The sequence below is a fragment of the Erythrobacter sp. SD-21 genome, assembly GCF_000181515.1.
GTDB lineage: Bacteria > Pseudomonadota > Alphaproteobacteria > Sphingomonadales > Sphingomonadaceae > Qipengyuania.
Genome location: NZ_ABCG01000002.1, coordinates 62405 through 77837, shown reverse-complemented (window position 1 = coordinate 77837; position 15433 = coordinate 62405). Strand labels below are relative to the sequence as shown.

Annotated in this window: 10 protein-coding genes, 1 tRNA gene and 2 pseudogenes; 9 read left to right on the top strand and 4 right to left on the bottom strand. The window is 62.0% G+C overall.

Annotation, left to right across the window (positions count from 1 at the left end):
• Positions 1-4: 4 nt before the first annotated feature.
• Positions 5-955, bottom strand: a complete 951-nt coding sequence (locus ED21_RS03730; protein WP_034921526.1) for a complex I NDUFA9 subunit family protein — start codon at positions 953-955, stop codon at positions 5-7.
• Positions 956-1132: 177 nt separating this feature from the next.
• Between ED21_RS03730 and ED21_RS15320 the strand changes: the two genes are divergently transcribed.
• A tRNA-Leu gene (locus ED21_RS15320) sits at positions 1133-1216 on the top strand.
• A gap of 165 nt (positions 1217-1381) precedes the next feature.
• Positions 1382-2605, top strand: coding sequence for an integrase arm-type DNA-binding domain-containing protein (locus ED21_RS03725; RefSeq protein WP_006832496.1), 1224 nt, complete (start codon positions 1382-1384; stop codon positions 2603-2605).
• Positions 2606-2741: 136 nt separating this feature from the next.
• On the opposite strand, the gene ED21_RS03720 is transcribed toward ED21_RS03725, so the two are convergent.
• The 3 genes from ED21_RS03720 to ED21_RS03710 all read right to left on the bottom strand — a co-directional run bounded on the left by ED21_RS03720 (position 2742) and on the right by ED21_RS03710 (position 4127).
• Positions 2742-2936: a hypothetical protein gene (locus ED21_RS03720; RefSeq protein WP_006832495.1), complete on the bottom strand. Its 195-nt coding sequence runs from the start codon at positions 2934-2936 to the stop codon at positions 2742-2744.
• Positions 2927-3478 carry a thermonuclease family protein gene (locus ED21_RS15750; protein WP_006832494.1) on the bottom strand — a complete coding sequence of 184 codons (552 nt, stop codon included), beginning with the start codon at positions 3476-3478 and terminating at the stop codon, positions 2927-2929. The genes ED21_RS03720 and ED21_RS15750 overlap by 10 nt, the downstream gene beginning before the upstream one ends.
• Before the next feature lie 64 nt (positions 3479-3542).
• Positions 3543-4127 (bottom strand): lytic transglycosylase domain-containing protein, encoded by a 585-nt coding sequence (locus tag ED21_RS03710; RefSeq protein ID WP_006832493.1) that lies wholly within the window; start codon positions 4125-4127, stop codon positions 3543-3545.
• Between the two features lie 138 nt (positions 4128-4265).
• On the opposite strand from ED21_RS03710, the gene ED21_RS15015 reads away from it, so the two are divergent.
• The 7 genes and pseudogenes from ED21_RS15015 to ED21_RS03675 all read left to right on the top strand — a co-directional run bounded on the left by ED21_RS15015 (position 4266) and on the right by ED21_RS03675 (position 15278).
• Complete coding sequence (locus tag ED21_RS15015; protein WP_156787280.1) at positions 4266-5174, top strand: toprim domain-containing protein; 909 nt, start codon at positions 4266-4268, stop codon at positions 5172-5174.
• Between the two features lie 75 nt (positions 5175-5249).
• Entirely contained in the window at positions 5250-7733 is a 2484-nt protein-coding gene (locus tag ED21_RS03700; protein WP_006832491.1) for a strawberry notch-like NTP hydrolase domain-containing protein, read from the top strand.
• A gap of 145 nt (positions 7734-7878) precedes the next feature.
• On the top strand, positions 7879-9423 hold the full coding sequence (locus ED21_RS03695; RefSeq protein ID WP_034921381.1) for a tyrosine-type recombinase/integrase: 1545 nt from the start codon (positions 7879-7881) through the stop codon (positions 9421-9423).
• Positions 9420-10334 carry a tyrosine-type recombinase/integrase gene (locus tag ED21_RS03690; RefSeq protein WP_006832488.1) on the top strand — a complete coding sequence of 305 codons (915 nt, stop codon included), beginning with the start codon at positions 9420-9422 and terminating at the stop codon, positions 10332-10334. Before ED21_RS03695 ends, ED21_RS03690 begins: the two co-directional genes overlap by 4 nt.
• A pseudogene (locus ED21_RS03685) lies at positions 10331-11297 on the top strand (tyrosine-type recombinase/integrase). The gene ED21_RS03690 and the pseudogene ED21_RS03685 overlap by 4 nt, the downstream one beginning before the upstream one ends.
• A gap of 85 nt (positions 11298-11382) precedes the next feature.
• Positions 11383-13182, top strand: a pseudogene (locus ED21_RS03680) (strawberry notch C-terminal domain-containing protein); the annotation flags it as partial.
• A gap of 104 nt (positions 13183-13286) precedes the next feature.
• Positions 13287-15278 carry a ParB/RepB/Spo0J family partition protein gene (locus ED21_RS03675; protein WP_006832484.1) on the top strand — a complete coding sequence of 664 codons (1992 nt, stop codon included), beginning with the start codon at positions 13287-13289 and terminating at the stop codon, positions 15276-15278.
• Positions 15279-15433: the final 155 nt, after the last annotated feature.

Sequence of the window (15433 nt, the reverse complement as noted above, 5' to 3'; positions counted from 1 at the left end):
CGTATCAGGCGCTAAGCCGCTCGGCGAAGCGTCCGTGCTTGCGGAAGCGCGTCATCCACTTGTCGAGGAACAGGCCGAGCGGCTTGGGCTCGATTCCGAACTTCTCGAATCCGGGATAGTCGCCGCTCGCGACATTGCCCTGCTTCAGGAGGTCCCACTGGTCGCTGCCCATCGGCGTGCCGGGGAGCGCGGCGAAGGTCGCGGAGACGCCATCGGGCATCGGAAGGAAGGTGCGTTTGCGGCGCTGTGCGTCCGCGATACGCCGGTTGATCTCTATCATAGAGAGCTTTTCGGGGCCACCAAGCTCGTAGGTCTTGCCGCCATGCTTGCCGGGGTTCTCCACGCTCTGCGCGATCGCTTCGGCGACATCGTCGACATAGACGAGCTGCAGTTCGGCCTCGGGACCGAAAACGGGCAGGACCGGCAGCTTGGAAATCAGCTCGCCGAACATATTGAGGAAATTGTCGTCCTTGCCGAAGATGATCGAGGGACGGACGATGGTCGCGTTCTTGAACGCCTCGGTCACCCGGCGCTCGCCCATATGCTTGGCGCTGGCATATTCGTTGGACCAGTCTTCCTCCGGCTCGGCCGCGATGGCGCTGACATGCACGAAGCTCATCGCGCCGGTCTTCTTGGCGGCCTCGGCCATCCAGCCGGGGGCCTCGCCCATTAGCCTGGCAAGGTCGCCGTCGAAGCTGCCGACGAGATTCACCACGGCATCGGCGCCTTTGATGCATTGCTCGACACTGCGGCGGTCGGTTGCATCCATCCTAGCAAACTGCAGCTGTCCGAGATTGGCGAGCGGCTTCAGCTTGAAGGCTGCCTGCGGGTTGCGGCCGCAGATCCTGAGGCGCGCCCCGCGCGACAGCAGCGCCTGGGCCACGTAGTTGCCGAGAAAGCCGGTGCCGCCCATCAGGGCCACCGTCTTGCCGTTCAATGCGCCGCTTTTTGCCATCTGAATCGTCTCGATAATCAAGGGAGGAATCGTCGGGTGCGCCCCTAGCCACAACCGGCCAGCGCCCGCAAGCGTTCCGCGCATAAGAAGCATGCGAATAGCGTCGACAAGCCCCGCACCCCTTTTCTAGTGGCCCGCGCCTACCACGAGTGCGGACTCCTGATCCGCAGCTCCCAAGTGGCGGAATTGGTAGACGCACAGTCTTCAGGTGGCGGCGGCGCTCGCAAGGGCATGGAGGTTCGAGTCCTCTTCTGGGCACCATTTGTTCTTCTCACGTTCTCCCAAATAATCTATAAAACCCGCAGAAATCCTAGGGATTTGGCCCTTGGATCGTTCCGGATCGTCCCGCCTGTTCTCGGGGGTTCCAGACACTTTTGTGGGCCTTTTGAGGCCGTTTCGCAAAGGCCCAGATGAAAAGGCCCCCACATGCCGCTGACAGATACTCGCCTCCGCGCTCTCAAGCCCAAGGACAAACCGTACAAGGTAACCGATGAGCGCGGCCTATATGTCGAGGTCACGCCGACCGGCAGCAAGCTTTGGCGATTCCGATACCGGATCGGTGGTGCGCAAAAGAAGCTCTGCATCGGCAGCTATCCTGACATCAGCCTCAAGCAAGCCCGAGACGCAGCCTACGAGGCACGACGAGCTGTTGCTTCTGGGGGCGACCCGGCCTTTGAGAAGCGGAAGCGGAAAATCCGCGCCGAGTTCCTTTCTGCACAGACGTTCGAGGCAGTCGCGCGTGAATATATCGAGCAGATGATGGTCCAGAATGGCCGCGCCGATGGCACGATCGTCAAGGCCAATTATTTCCTCGACAAGCTTGCGCCTGCCATCGGTAACCGACCCATCCACGAGATCGAGCCGTTCGAAGTCCTGGCTCCTCTGAAACGACTGGAAGCCACTGGTAAGCACGAGACTGCGAAGAAATGCCGCTCGTTCGCAGGCCGCGTGTTTCGTTACGGTGTCGCTACCACCCGCTGCAAATCCGATCCGACCAGTATGCTGAAGGGCGCTCTCGTAACGCCGAGAGCCACGCATTATGCAGCAATCCTCGAGCCCACCGAGCTAGGCGGGCTGCTGCGCGCAATCGACGACTTCACTGGCTACATGGTGACCAAGTTTGCTTTGCAGATCGCGCCGCATGTGTTCGTACGTCCCGGCGAACTCCGCCACGCCGAATGGCATGAGATCGACCTGGTCGATGGGGTCTGGAAGATCCCTGCCGGTAAAATGAAAGCGCGCCGAGCGCATGCCGTCCCGCTGTCCAAGCAAGTTAGAGGTTATCTCACAGACCTGGCCGAGATGCTCGGCCGCGAAGGATATGTCTTCCCGTCTGCGCGCAGCTCCAAGCGTCCCATGAGTGAAAACACGCTCAATGCCGCATTTCGTCGCATGGGATATTCGAAGGAAGAAGTCACCGCGCATGGACTCCGGGCGACAGCATCGACATTCCTGAACGAGTCGGGCCTTTGGAATCCCGATGCGATCGAGCGTGCCCTGGCACATGGCGACAGCAATGTTGTGCGTGGCATCTACCATCGCGGCAAACATTGGGAAGAGCGCGTGCGCATGGCTCAATGGTGGAGCGACTACCTCGATGAGCTCCGGACAGGAGGAAAGGTCATCATGGGAAAATTTGCGAAGGGTTGATCGGAAGAACGAATTTCTTCTCAGCCAGTGCAGGACTGAATGCTCAAGATCAGCCCCACCACGGACACTGACGCCAGCAAGGCGAACTCAATTCTGATGCCCCAGATTCGAAGCCAATTCCGCATTGTGCCGAGCCTCAGTTCGTCGAGCTTTGCCAGCCAAGCTGATCGAAGCGCTCAGCAACAGTTTTCCAAGTTGCTATGCCTGCCTCGTCCCCTTCGTTGGATAGCCGCTGGATTTGCTGCGCGATATACGCGGTTCCCTCTTCGCCATGGTTCTTTTCGACCCAGAGCGCGACGGCCCACAATTCCTGGTCGCGGTTCAACACCATGGTTCGCGTCTCCCGGTCCAGGTCCGCGCCAGCCCTTCGCTGACCAGCTGATCGCCGAGCGAGCGGCCGCCGCGCGTTACGACCCGCAGTTTACGGCCGTACTGATCCTCATCTCTGCTACCGATGGTTCTGAGTTCAAAGGGTCCGCCATTGAGCAGTTCGACAAGGCGATGCGTCGCGCGCATGCCGAGTTGGTATTCATAGTCGCAACGTGGCTGGCTGATCTCGGGAGTGTCGATGTCGGCAATGCGGATCTTCACGCCATCGAGCCAGAAAGTATCTCCATCCACGACGCATGTGCGCCGGATGGATCCGCAGATGTCGAATTGTGGGGAGCTCGCTTGCTGGAATAAAGCCTGAGGCTGCTGATCGTCGTTAGCAAGGCTGGCATCATGGACTTGCCAGGTGAGTGCCAGCATCCCTCCAGCGAATACGATCGCGAATGCTCCCAAACCCAACGCGATCTCCTTTCTTAGCTTCCGGCGCTTCTGTGCCTTCAACGCCATGCGAAAGTCGAACGGCTCACCGGGGGTCTCATTCACTGGCGTTGTCCGTCTTCATTCCGGCACATGATTTCAGACAATAGCCGGAAATCAGGTGGTTTCGTCAATTGTAAGTACCAATTGCTTGCCAACGTCCCAACACAGACCGGACATATTGCGGCGTTTCACCATTGTTGGGAATGCCGCGTGATCGGGAGACGGCACCTGGGCCAGCATTGTAAGCAGCCAAGGCCAGGTGGACTGCGTCGAACCGGTCCAACATATCGCGAAGGTACCTGGCGCCACCGTTGATCGATGCAAGAGGGTCATGACGGTTCCGGACGCCCAGTTCTCTCGCCGTGGCCGGCATAAGCTGAGCCAGCCCGGCAGCACCGGCTGGACTAACAGCCATCGGATTGAAGCGGGACTCAGCCCAGATAAGAGCACGAAGCAGGTTGGTCGGAAGCCCGTAACGGCGCTCAGCCTCGGCTATCGCCGCCATATACAAGCCTTCCCGGTAGGATACGTTTGCTGGCTCGGCCTGGTAGATTGCAGGAAGATATTCCCTTGCCGGCTGCTGGTCCGTCTTCGGCGGAACGATCGCGTGCTCGAACAAGGTGAAATCCTGGGCGCGAACTTGCTGGGAGGAGGTCGCGATCATCCCCAGACAGGCGACCGCTAGCGCGGTCCGACGATTGAGGCGGGTCATCTCGAGTGGTGCTCCATTGATTCGAATCGAAAGAGAACATAAAAAGAACATGTGCCTGTAGGAAAGCCGCGAATGCCTGCCTTCGGGAGAAGAGAGGAACGCTGATGAGGGGGCCACTTTGCATGCTGAGGAGCTCGCATGTCCCTGTCTGTCCAAACTCATCCCAACCGGTCGCTTGCCGAGACCGCCCGTCGCATTTGCGAATCGCGAGGGGGCAAATGGTCCGACACAAAGGGCATGGCCTGCTGCCCTGCGCATGATGACCGCACGCCGTCCCTGAGTGTGTCGCTCGGTCGACATGCCATCCTCTTCCACTGTTTTGCGGGATGCGATCAGCAGAGCGTGCTGGCTGCTCTGGCGCGTGAAGGTTTCGAGGCACCGGCGCTTTTTTCAGCTTCTGCGACTACCGAAGGTCCCGAGCAGACCAGAACGCGCAAACCCTCGGCGGCAGCGCTGAGGATCTGGCGCGATGCACAGCCACTGCGTGCCAGTCCGGCAAAGGCATATCTTGAAAGCCGCGGCATCCTCGCGGCATCTCCGGCGCTGCGCTTCCATCCACGAACGCCGCTTGGTCCAAAGGGAAGCACCCGCTTTTTGCCGGCCATGATTGCGGCGGTCAGTCTCGACGAGGGGCCGATCGCCATCCATCGCACATTCCTTTCGGGCAACTCCAAGGCCGACTTCGACAAACCGAAGCGCGCGCTCGGCGCGCTCGGCGAAGCTGCTGTCCGCCTCTTCGCTCCGGCTTCCGGCAAGCTCGGCCTTGCTGAGGGAATCGAGAGCGCGATGTCGGCCTATGCTCTCACCGGCATTCCCGTCTGGGCGACCCTGGGCAATGAGCGCTTCGGCCTCGTCAGCGTGCCCGAGAGCGTGACCGAACTCCACCTCTTCGTCGATCACGATGCGGGCGGCGAGCTGGCTGGGTCGCGTGGCCTGGCCGCGTATGCCCGCGATGGACGGACGATCCACATTCGCAAACCATCCTCACGCGACACCGACTGGAACGATGAACTCACAGCATGGCTACGCCGCAAGGCGGCGCCGTAGAGGAGAGAGGGCTTCTCGAATTCCTGATCCGGCAGAGGGCGTGTCCCGATGCCTTCATCAGGAGGACGAATTGCCATGTTTCAATCAGACCTGTTTCCCGCCGGCGAGCAGTTGCCGACAGTGCCATCGGCTTACACTGTTGGCGCCAGGATTGCCGCGCTTCTTGCCTCGGGACGCCATCTAACCCGTGCCGACATTTCCGACCTGTTCGCCGAGGAAACCGGCGTCATGGATTGGGGAAGCGCCTGGACCATCGACGTCTACAACAACGCGGTCGAGATCGGCGCACTGCTCTGGCTTCGTGAAGCTTCGCGCATCGATCTGGCGAGCAACGTTCATGAAGCAGAAGCGCGCTTCGACTGGCTCGAAGCTGCCTTGCCGCCGCGGCATGTGCGCAGCGAAGCACAGGTCGAATTGCAGCAGTTCTCGACCCCGCCGATGCTGGCCTGGCTGATGGCGAAGGCCGCAGCTGTCTCTGCGCAAGACACCCTACTCGATCCGTCCGCAGGCAATGGTGCCCTTGCGCTGTGGGGCAACGTTCGGAACGCCTTGTTGGTCCTCAACGAGATAGATCCTGTGAGACGAGACAGCTTGGGTCACATCTTCCCTTCGGCCGCGATTACCGCGCATGACGGGGAACTAATCGCCGACCTGATTCGCGGCCCTGTTCCTTCGGTCGTGCTGATGAACCCGCCGTTCGCCCGAAGCCAGGAACGCGGCAAGGACGGTGAGACCGCTATGCGTCACCTACGCGGTGCAATCCGGGCCGCTGCTAATCGGGCGAGGATCGTCGCCATTATGCCTGAAGGCTTCGACGCCTCCGCCTTCGCCAAGGAACAGGACGAAGCATCGCTGCTCCTCGATGTTCGCCTGCAGCAGATGTTCCGCCGGACAGGGACGGGGATCGCTGTTCGCCTGGTTGTGTTCGACAAGACGCCGACTGCGTCCTCGCCTGCGATCACCGGAGATACTGCCGACCTCATCTCGCTCCACGAGCTTATCACTGCGCTTCCGCCACGCGTACAGACCTCCGCCAACATCCATCGCCTGCCGCTCGGCAAGCCAGTGCGCCTCGTTGGCAAGACCTCGGCCCAAAGCGCGCCGGTTCGGCCGGTGGCGCCGTTCGCCGCGACACCAGCAGCCACGGCGAATGCGATCGACCTTGCCTATTCGGTCCTCGCCGACCCCGCGCCTGTGCCCGAACAGGCAGGCATCTACCTGCCTTACCGGCCCAGCCGCATCGCCTTCGAAGATGCTCCGGTCCATCCCACCCCGCTCGTGGAATCGGTCGCCATGGGTTCGGTCGCGGCACCGCAGCCCGATGTTTGCCCGCGCATTCCCGCATGTTGGCAGGCCGATGGCCTGCTGTCCGAAGCGCAATGCGAGACACTGGTCTATGCTACCCAGGCATTTGCGCGCGATCTTCCGGGTCAGTTCAAGGTGAGCCAGGAAGGCACCTCGCTGGAACTCTCCGAGGACGGACACTCCTACCGCCAAGGCTTCTTCCTCGGCGACGGAACCGGAGCGGGCAAAGGACGGCAGATCGCCGCGGTCATCATGGATCGCTGGCTCGCAGGCGAGCGCCGACATGTCTGGATCACCAAGAACGAGGCGCTGCTCGAAGATGCACGCCGCGACTGGGAAGCGCTTGGCGGGCTGTCGCTCGATCTCCAGCCGCTCTCGCGCTGGAAACTCGGCCAGCCCGTAACGATGTCCGAAGGTATTCTCTTCGTCACCTATCCGACGCTGCGCTCGGGCCGCGCCGAGGATACGCGGCTCGACCAGATCCTTGCCTGGGCGGGCGAGGATTTCGACGGCGTGATCGCTTTCGACGAAGCCCATGCGATGGCTAATGCGCTCGGGGGCTCTTCAACCCGCGGCAAGGTCAAGGGCTCCGAACAAGGGATGGCGGGCCTCAGGCTGCAGAACCATCTCCCGCGCGCCCGCGTGCTTTATGCTTCGGCCACCGGCGCCTCGGATATCGCCAACCTCGGCTACACCTCCCGGCTTGGTCTGTGGGGACCCGAGACCGCATTCCCGACCCACGAGGCGTTCATGACCGAGATCCGCGCTGGCGGCGTCGCGGCGATGGAGCTCGTCGCCCGCGACCTCAAGGCCCAAGGACTCTACCTTGCCCGTGCGCTGTCCTTTGCAGGGGTCGAGTACGAAATCCTCGAACACAGCCTGACCGAAGCGCAGGTCCGAGCCTACGATGCCTATGCTGATGCCTGGGCGATCATTCACCGCAACCTCGAAGCTGCGCTCGAAGCAACCCGCGTGGTCGACGAGGACAGCGGCGATACGCTCAATCGCAATGCCAAGGCTGCGGCGCTGTCGATCTTCGAAGGCACCAAGCAGCGCTTCTTTGCCCAGCTCCTGCTCTCGATGAAATTGCCGAGCCTGATCCCCGCGATGGAAGTAGCGCTTGGCGAAGAGCATTCGGTTGTCGTGCAGCTGGTCTCGACCGCCGAGGCCATGCTCGACCGACGCCTTGCCGACCTTACCGTGGAAGAGCGCGAAGCGCTCGATATCGATCTGTCCCCGCGTGAATACGTCTAATGCTGAGCTCAGCATTAGACATATTCTTTGCAGTCGCAGTTTATGTCGAGCGTCGCAGCCGGAGGCGCGGGATTGCGTCGGTTCGTCATGATTTTACTCCAGATAATTACCGGTCCTTCGACCTCAACATGTCGAAGGAACCACCATGCCAACAAGATCATTTGTGTCGTTTCAGCCTGCACCAAGCAGGGTTGGAGAGCCGCCCAGTACTAACGCCCTATTCAGTGCATTCCTCTCCTCTCTGTCGGTTGAAGAGGGAACCGCCTGTGCGGTCCTGTACAGCGCAGCGATCCGCCATTTTCTGTGTTGGCTGGGACTACGCGGGATTGCGCTCGGGACGGTTGATGATCGCATCGTGCGCCGTTTTGAGCAGCATCGATGCCGGTGCCCAAGGTATTCAGCGCAAGCGACAGCCTACAAGGCCGATCTTGCGGCGCGTGTCAGGCGCTTTGTCCGGTTTCTCGAAGACCAGGGTTACATCGACGTAGCCGATGGGATTTACGATCTCGGGCGTCATCTTGCTGACTATTCGCATATGATCGATGGCCTCCAACTCGCGAAGGGGGTGGCGCGAGCCTACCGTTCAGAGGCGGAGCACTTCGCGGCCTGGCTGCGGGTATCGCGATGTCCATGGACCGATGTCGATGACACGGTCACCAAACAGTATGCCGATCACGATTGTCGGTGCCCGGTTTTCCGCAAGCGCGGCAAGCTGACCACTTCCGGCAGGAAGCGACGGCGGCGTTGCACACGGCACTTCGTTGAGTTTCTTCGTGATCGGCGCGCCATCGCTCCGGTCGCGGTGAAGGTGGTCGAAGATCCGCAGGTCGCGGCATATGTCGGTTGGCTCAGGCAGGATCGAGGCGTGACCGACGAGACGATCCGGCGATACCGGGCAGAGATTGAGCGGCTGATGCCCATGCTCGGCGCGCCGGCACAATGGGATGCTGCCACTCTGCGAGATGCGTTCGAGCGTCGCAGCAAAGAGATCCCGGGATCGGCTTCGCTGCTCGCCACGATCATGAGGAGCTATCTTCGGTTTCTTATTGGCCGAGGCCAATGCCGCCCAGCGCTGCTGCACGCAATGCCTTCCGTACGGAGATACCGGCTTTCGGCATTGCCGCGCTACATCGACCCGGCAACGATCGAGAGGATCATTGCAGCCTGCCCGACAGGTCGGCCGGTGGAAGTTCGGGATAAGGCGATCATTCTCCTGCTTGCCAGACTTGGCCTGCGAGCAGGAGATATTCGGGATATGCGTCTCGACGATATCGATTGGCGATCCGGCCATCTGAAGGTCAAGGGCAAGACGCGTCGACCGGATCGTTTGCCATTGCCACAGGGTGTTGGCGACGCGATCCTGGCATATCTTGCTGCGGCCCGCCCGACGGCCATCGAAGCGCACCTGTTCTTGCGTTCGCAAGCCCCGTTCCGGCCATTCAGTTCGTCAGCCGAGATCGCCGGCATCGTTGCACGCACACTCGAGCGCGGCGGGATCGAAGGTCTGCCGACCGGATCGCACATATTCCGGCATTCGCTTGCAACCAACATGCTGCGCTCTGGTGCAGGCCTGGAGTCCATCGGGACCATCCTGCGCCACAGCTCGCCCGAGACCACCGCCATTTACGCCAAGACCGATCTGCCGATGCTCTTGAAGATCGCACAACCCTGGCCCGGAGACCTGTCATGATAAACGCACAGATTTCGCGGTACGTCGCTTTGCATCGCAGCCTCGGTCGCAAATTTTTCGAGCAGGAGCGCCTGCTTCGCAAGTTCGGCACCTACGCGACTGGCTTCGGAGACAGCCACACCCGTATCGACCGCATCTACGACTGGTGCCGAGCGACGACTTCGCAGAACACCGCGCGGACCGGCTTCACTTTCGTGCGCAACTTCTGCTTGTTTGCCCATGCCGAGGATCCAGCCAACCAGGTTCCGCCCGCCGGTGTGTTTGGCCGGGGGAAGCGTCCGCGACCAACGCCGCACATCATCCAACCGGAACAGGTCCGGGCGATCATGAAGGCGGCGCTCGATCTTCCGCCCAAGGGCATGATCAGTCCCTTCACCTATCATTACCTGTTCGGTCTGCTGGCGGCGACCGGTCTGAGGATTTCCGAAGCTCTAGCACTACAGTGCGACGATCTGGTCGAAGACGGTCTGATCGTCCGCGACGGCAAGTTCGGCAAGCAGCGCCTAATCGCCTTGCAGCCATCAATCCGTCAGGCTCTCGAGGCCTATCTCGCAACCCGGGCAAGGCTCGGTGCCACGGGCAACGATCTGTTCGTGACGATCCGGGGAAGAGCACCCCATAAGGTCCGCGCCCACGTCGTGTTCGTCAGGCTGGCGCGACAGCTCGGATATCGTGGACCAACCGGGACTGCAGGTATGCGGCTTCACGATTTGCGGCATACCTTCGCCGTACGCTCGCTCGAGTCCTGCTCGCCGGACCGGGACGCCGTGACGCATCACATGGCCGCGCTCAGTGTCTATCTCGGTCACACCTCGGTCGCCAACACCTACTGGTATCTCGAAGCCACGCCAGTGCTGCTGCGCGACATCGCTGCCGCGAGCGAGGATCTGTATCTGGGAGAAGCGGCATGACGGCGCTTGCTCCCCATCTCACAGCCTTCCTGCGCGAACATCTGCCGCGGGAACGCGCCGTAAGCCCGCATACGGTGAAGACCTATGCCAACTGCTTCGTCCTGCTGGTCCGGTTCGCATCCGATCGGCTGAAGCGTCGACCGACCGATCTCGAGATCGAGGATTTCGGCACCGACATGATCATGGCCTTTCTCGGCCATGTCGAGGTCGAGCGCGGCAGCTGTGTGCGGACCCGCAATGGCAGGCTCGCTGCGATCAGATCCTTCTTCCGGTACATCGAGTATCGGGTTCCGGCGTGTCTTGACCAGGCGCTTCGGGTTCGATCGATCCCCAGCAAGAAGGCAAACAAGACGCTGATCGATTATCTCGACCGGGCCGAGATCAAGGCATTACTCGACGCGCCCGATCCTCGGACACGGCTCGGTACGCGCGATCGCGCTATGCTGCACTTGACCTATGCAGCGGGGCTTCGGGTATCGGAACTCGTGTCGCTGCAACTGCGCGATTTCCCGGATCGATCGCTCTCGACGGTCCACATCATGGGTAAAGGCCGTCGCGAGCGGGTCTTGCCGCTATGGAAAGAGACCCAGTCCGCACTCCGCGCATGGCTTGTCATCCGTCCTGAGACTGAGGTCGCCGAGGTATTTCTCAACGCGAACGGGCAGCCCATCACCCGCGATGGCTTCGCATTCCGTCTCGCCAAACATGTCAACGCGGCAGCAAAGAAGCAGCCGTCATTCCTGCGCGATGCACACGCTCGCAGCGACAGGCGATATTCGCAAGGTCGCACTATGGCTTGGACATGCCAGCATCCAGAGCACCGAAACATATCTGCGCGCCGATTCAGAGGAGAAGCTGCGGATTTTGGCTGCGCATGGCGGGCCGGAAATCAGCCCTGGACGCTTCAAGCCGCCGTCAGACACTCTGATCGCCATGCTCAACGACGTCCGCAAGCGGGCATAGCCTTCGGCCACGCTGCCCCAACCGCACAATTATCTGGAGTAAAATCATGACGAACCGACGCAATCCCGCGCCTCCGGCTGCGACGCTCGACATAAACTGCGACTGCAAAGAATATGTCATCGACTACCTTTCCAAGAGCTTCCCGGTACGATTGATGCAGGTCTTCGCCGACGAGGACGGCAATCTTCGCTCCGAGGCGATGAGTGACGGGGAGGGCAATCCCGTCTTTTGCCCGCGCGCCGTGGCGGCGCGCGACACGTTGATCGAACAGCTATGCGCGCTGCCGCCCATTGCTACCGCGCTCGACGCGATCATCGAGCACTTCGGAACCGAGGCCGTCGCCGAGGTTACGGGCCGGACCCGCAGGTTGGTGATGGGACGCGATGGTCAGCAACGCCTCGAACGGCGTAGCCCGAGTGCCAATGTTGCCGAAGCGCAAAGCTTCATGGAAGGGACCAAGCGCATCCTGGTCTTCTCGGATGCCGGCGGCACGGGGCGTTCCTACCATGCCGACCTTGGCTGCAGAAACCAGCAGCGCCGGGTTCATTTCCTGCTCGAGCCGGGCTGGCGCGCCGACAACGCCATCCAGGGTCTTGGCCGTACCAACCGCACCAACCAGGCCTCGGCTCCGCTGTTCCGGCCGGTGACGACCGACGTGAAGGGTGAGCGTCGCTTCATCTCAACCATTGCGCGCAGGCTCGATGCACTGGGCGCGCTTACGCGCGGCCAGCGCCAGACCGGCGGACAGAACCTGTTCGACCCGGCCGACAATCTCGAAAGCCACTATGCGCGCGACGCGCTCAGCCGCTGGTTCCAGCTCCTCTATGACGGCAAGCTCGAAGCCACGAGCTTCGGGAACTTCGTGGAGCGCACGGGCCTCCGGCTCGAAAACCCCGATGGCGGGCTGACCGATAATCTCCCGACAATCCAGCGCTGGCTCAACCGCATACTCGCCCTGCCGATCGCGCTCCAGAACGCGATCTTCGATGAGTATCTCGGCCTCGTCGAAGCGCGGATCGAAGCCGCGCGCGAGGCCGGGACGCTCGACCAGGGACTGGAAACTGTCAGGGTCGATCGCTTCACGGTCATGGCCGATGAACTCCTGCGAACCGACCCCGTGACCGGAGCAGAAACCCGCCTCGTCTCGCTCGAGGTGGTCAGGCACCTTCGGCCTCTGCGATTGCAGCGCCTCGTACGAATGCACGAAATCGGTAGCCCACACGCGATCCCCTTGCGCAATGCGCGCTCGGGCAAGGTCGCGCTGTCGGTTCCAGCCCGACGCCTCATCGCCGACGACGGGGCAGTGATCGAACGCCGGCGTCTGCTGCGACCGCTCAAATCCGCGAACTGGACACTGGAAGCACTCGCAGAGAGCCACTGGGAAGAAGTGGGCGTCACCGCGTTCACCAGCGCCTGGGTTACTGAGGAAGAGGAGGCCGCCGCTTCACCGGTGACCGAGCGCGTCCATCTCGCGACCGGACTGCTGCTTCCGGTCTGGAAGCGCCTGCCTGGCGATCATGTTCGCGTTACCCGTCTCGTGGCCGAAAACGGCCAGTCGATCATCGGCCGCGAAGTCCTCGATATCGATCTCGCAGCAATCGCCGAGACCTTCGGGCTGACCGGGGTCGGCGGACCAGCACCTGACCAGATCGGCGACCTCGTCCTCACAAGCGGCAAACCGCTGGGCCTTGCGAGCCACGATCCACTTACCGTGAAGCGCTCGCTGGTCGGCGGCGAACAGCGCCTTGAACTGATCGGCTTCTCCCCCGATCGGCTCGACTGGTACAAGAACAAGGGCTGCTTCACCGAGATCATCCGCTACCGCACGCGCCTGTTCGTCCCGGCGTCGAAAGCCTCGTCGGTCCTCCCCGCGCTCGCCGCCTGATCCCTCGGGCAGACCCCAATCTCAGAATGAGAGTGGAGGGAGCCCTGTGGGCTTGTGGGCCTCGTGATCCTCACCTGCGCCTTCATTCCATCAGGAGAACACCCATGATCCAGTCGATTTCTTTGAAGAAGCTCGTCCCGAGCCCGCGCAACGTTCGCAAGTCGAGCGACGTGCTGGCCGACCTCCAGCTGCGGGCAGACATCGCCGCGCGCGGCCTGCTGCAAAACCTCGTCGTGCGCAAAGGAAAGCGCGGCAAGTTCGAGGTCGAGGCCGGCGGTCGCCGTCTCGCCGCGCTACAGGCGCTGGCTGAAGAGGGCACCTTGTCCGAAAGCCATGAAGTTACCTGCCTCGTCATCGAAGGCGAGGAAAGCGAGGTGCGCGAAGCCAGCCTTGCCGAGAACTTCCAGCGTCTCGCGATGAATCCGGCTGACGAGGCGCAGGCCTTCGCTTCCATCATCGAGGCAGGGGCTACCACCGAAGACGTGGCGCGCCGCTTCGGCCTCACCGTCCGTTTCGTCGATGGACGTCTGCGCCTGGCAAGTCTCGCGCCCTGCGTCTTCGAAGCGCTCGCCGAAGGCACGATCACGCTCGACATGGCCAAGGCCTACGGCGCGATCTCAGATGTCGAGCGCCAGGCGCATGTCTATGCCGAACTGCAGGACGCCTGGTACCAGAGCACGCCCGACACGATCCGCCGCATGGTGCTTGATGCCACGGTGCGCGGTTCGGATCCGCGAGCCGTGCTCGTCGGACGCGATGCCTACCTCGCCGCAGGCGGCCGGATCGAACGCGAACTGTTCGACGATGACGCCAGTGAAAGCTGGATCGATGTCGCGCTGCTCGAGGATCTCGCGCACAAGGCCATGGAAGAAGCCGCAGGAAAGGCCGCGATCGAATATGGCCTTGCCTGGGTGCGCCCGACCCTTGGCACCTATGTCAGCCATGACCTTGTTGAAGGTCTGAGCCGTCTGCCCTGCGAGCCTGCGCCGATGACCGAACAGGAAACACAGGAACTCGGCGAACTCGAGGCTGACTACGACCGCGTCGCCGCGGTGCTCGAAGACGACAACAGCGACGAGGACGAGGTCGCCAAGGCCGAACAGGAGCTCGTGGTGATTGACCGCGCCATGCGCGCACTCAATGACCGGCCGCCGGTACTCGCTGACGAGCTGAAGGCCGAAGCTGGCGCCTTCCTCGTCCTCTCGCGCAATGGCGAGCCGACCCTGGTCCCGCAGTTCTATACCGAGACCGAGGTCATCGCCGACGAAGGCGTGGTCGAGGCCGTCGAGGAATGCGGCGCGGCGAAGCCTAAGGGCAGCACGTTGTCGCAGCGCTTGCTCGATGAGCTCGCTATGCAGCGCCGCGACATCCTGGCGATCCATCTCGCCAACGATCCGGCACTGGCGCTCGATTTCATGGTCTTCACGCTTGCCGATGCTGATGGCCATGACTGGCGCGCCAAGAAGGCCTCGACGCTGGTCGGTTCGGTTGCATCCGGCCCGGTCAACGGGTTCGAGGCCAAGGATGCACCAGCAAGTGCTGCTCTGGCGGAGTTCGCCGGTTCGCTCGATGAAAGCTGGCGTGCTGGGACAAGCGACGTCGAGCGGTTCGCCAGGTTCCGGGCGCTGTCCGACGAGGCGCGTTCGGCTTGGCTCGGCCATGTCGTCTCGCGCACGATTGTTGCCAGCCTTGCCTGCGAAGGCGAGCGCTCGGTGCCGATGCACGAGGCGCTCGGCTCGCTCCTCGAAATCGAGACCGCGCATTGGTGGCGTCCCACGGCGGCGAATTACTTCGACCGGGTGGCCAAGGCTCGCACGCTCGAAGCGCTCGATGCGGCCGGTGGTCCGGAGCTGGTCAGTCGCTATGCTGCATCGAAGAAAGCCGAACTGGCGAGCGCTGCCGAACGTATATTCTCCGGCAACTTTATCGGCGAGCCCGATGTCAAGGAACGGGCGCAGGCCTGGGTTCCGGCAATCATGCGGTTCATCAATGCTGACGTTCTAGCCGATCTCGAGGAAGATGCGTCGATTGATGACGAAGCCGACGAAACGGTCAGCGACGACGCGACTGACGAGATTGCCGAGCAGGCTGCCTGACCCCTCCTGACAGGTCGAGGTCGCTCGGTGGGCGGTCCGTCCCAATTGGGACGGACCGCCTTTTTCATGTCAGAATTTGGGCCGTTATCGGACTGACCGGAATTGGCTCCAGAAATGCCCAAAGCGGACATCGGAGTTGCAGAGCTTCGGGTCGA

Excerpts from the sequence above, each read along its gene's own strand:
- ED21_RS03730 (WP_034921526.1), bottom strand. The coding sequence starts at position 955 with ATGGCAAAAAGCGGCGCATTGAACGGCAAGACGGTGGCCCTGATGGGC.
- ED21_RS03725 (WP_006832496.1), top strand. The coding sequence starts at position 1,382 with ATGCCGCTGACAGATACTCGCCTCCGCGCTCTCAAGCCCAAGGACAAA.
- ED21_RS03720 (WP_006832495.1), bottom strand. The coding sequence starts at position 2,936 with ATGGTGTTGAACCGCGACCAGGAATTGTGGGCCGTCGCGCTCTGGGTC.
- ED21_RS03710 (WP_006832493.1), bottom strand. The coding sequence starts at position 4,127 with ATGACCCGCCTCAATCGTCGGACCGCGCTAGCGGTCGCCTGTCTGGGG.
- ED21_RS15015 (WP_156787280.1), top strand. The coding sequence starts at position 4,266 with ATGTCCCTGTCTGTCCAAACTCATCCCAACCGGTCGCTTGCCGAGACC.
- ED21_RS03700 (WP_006832491.1), top strand. The coding sequence starts at position 5,250 with ATGTTTCAATCAGACCTGTTTCCCGCCGGCGAGCAGTTGCCGACAGTG.
- ED21_RS03695 (WP_034921381.1), top strand. The coding sequence starts at position 7,879 with ATGCCAACAAGATCATTTGTGTCGTTTCAGCCTGCACCAAGCAGGGTT.
- ED21_RS03690 (WP_006832488.1), top strand. The coding sequence starts at position 9,420 with ATGATAAACGCACAGATTTCGCGGTACGTCGCTTTGCATCGCAGCCTC.
- ED21_RS03675 (WP_006832484.1), top strand. The coding sequence starts at position 13,287 with ATGATCCAGTCGATTTCTTTGAAGAAGCTCGTCCCGAGCCCGCGCAAC.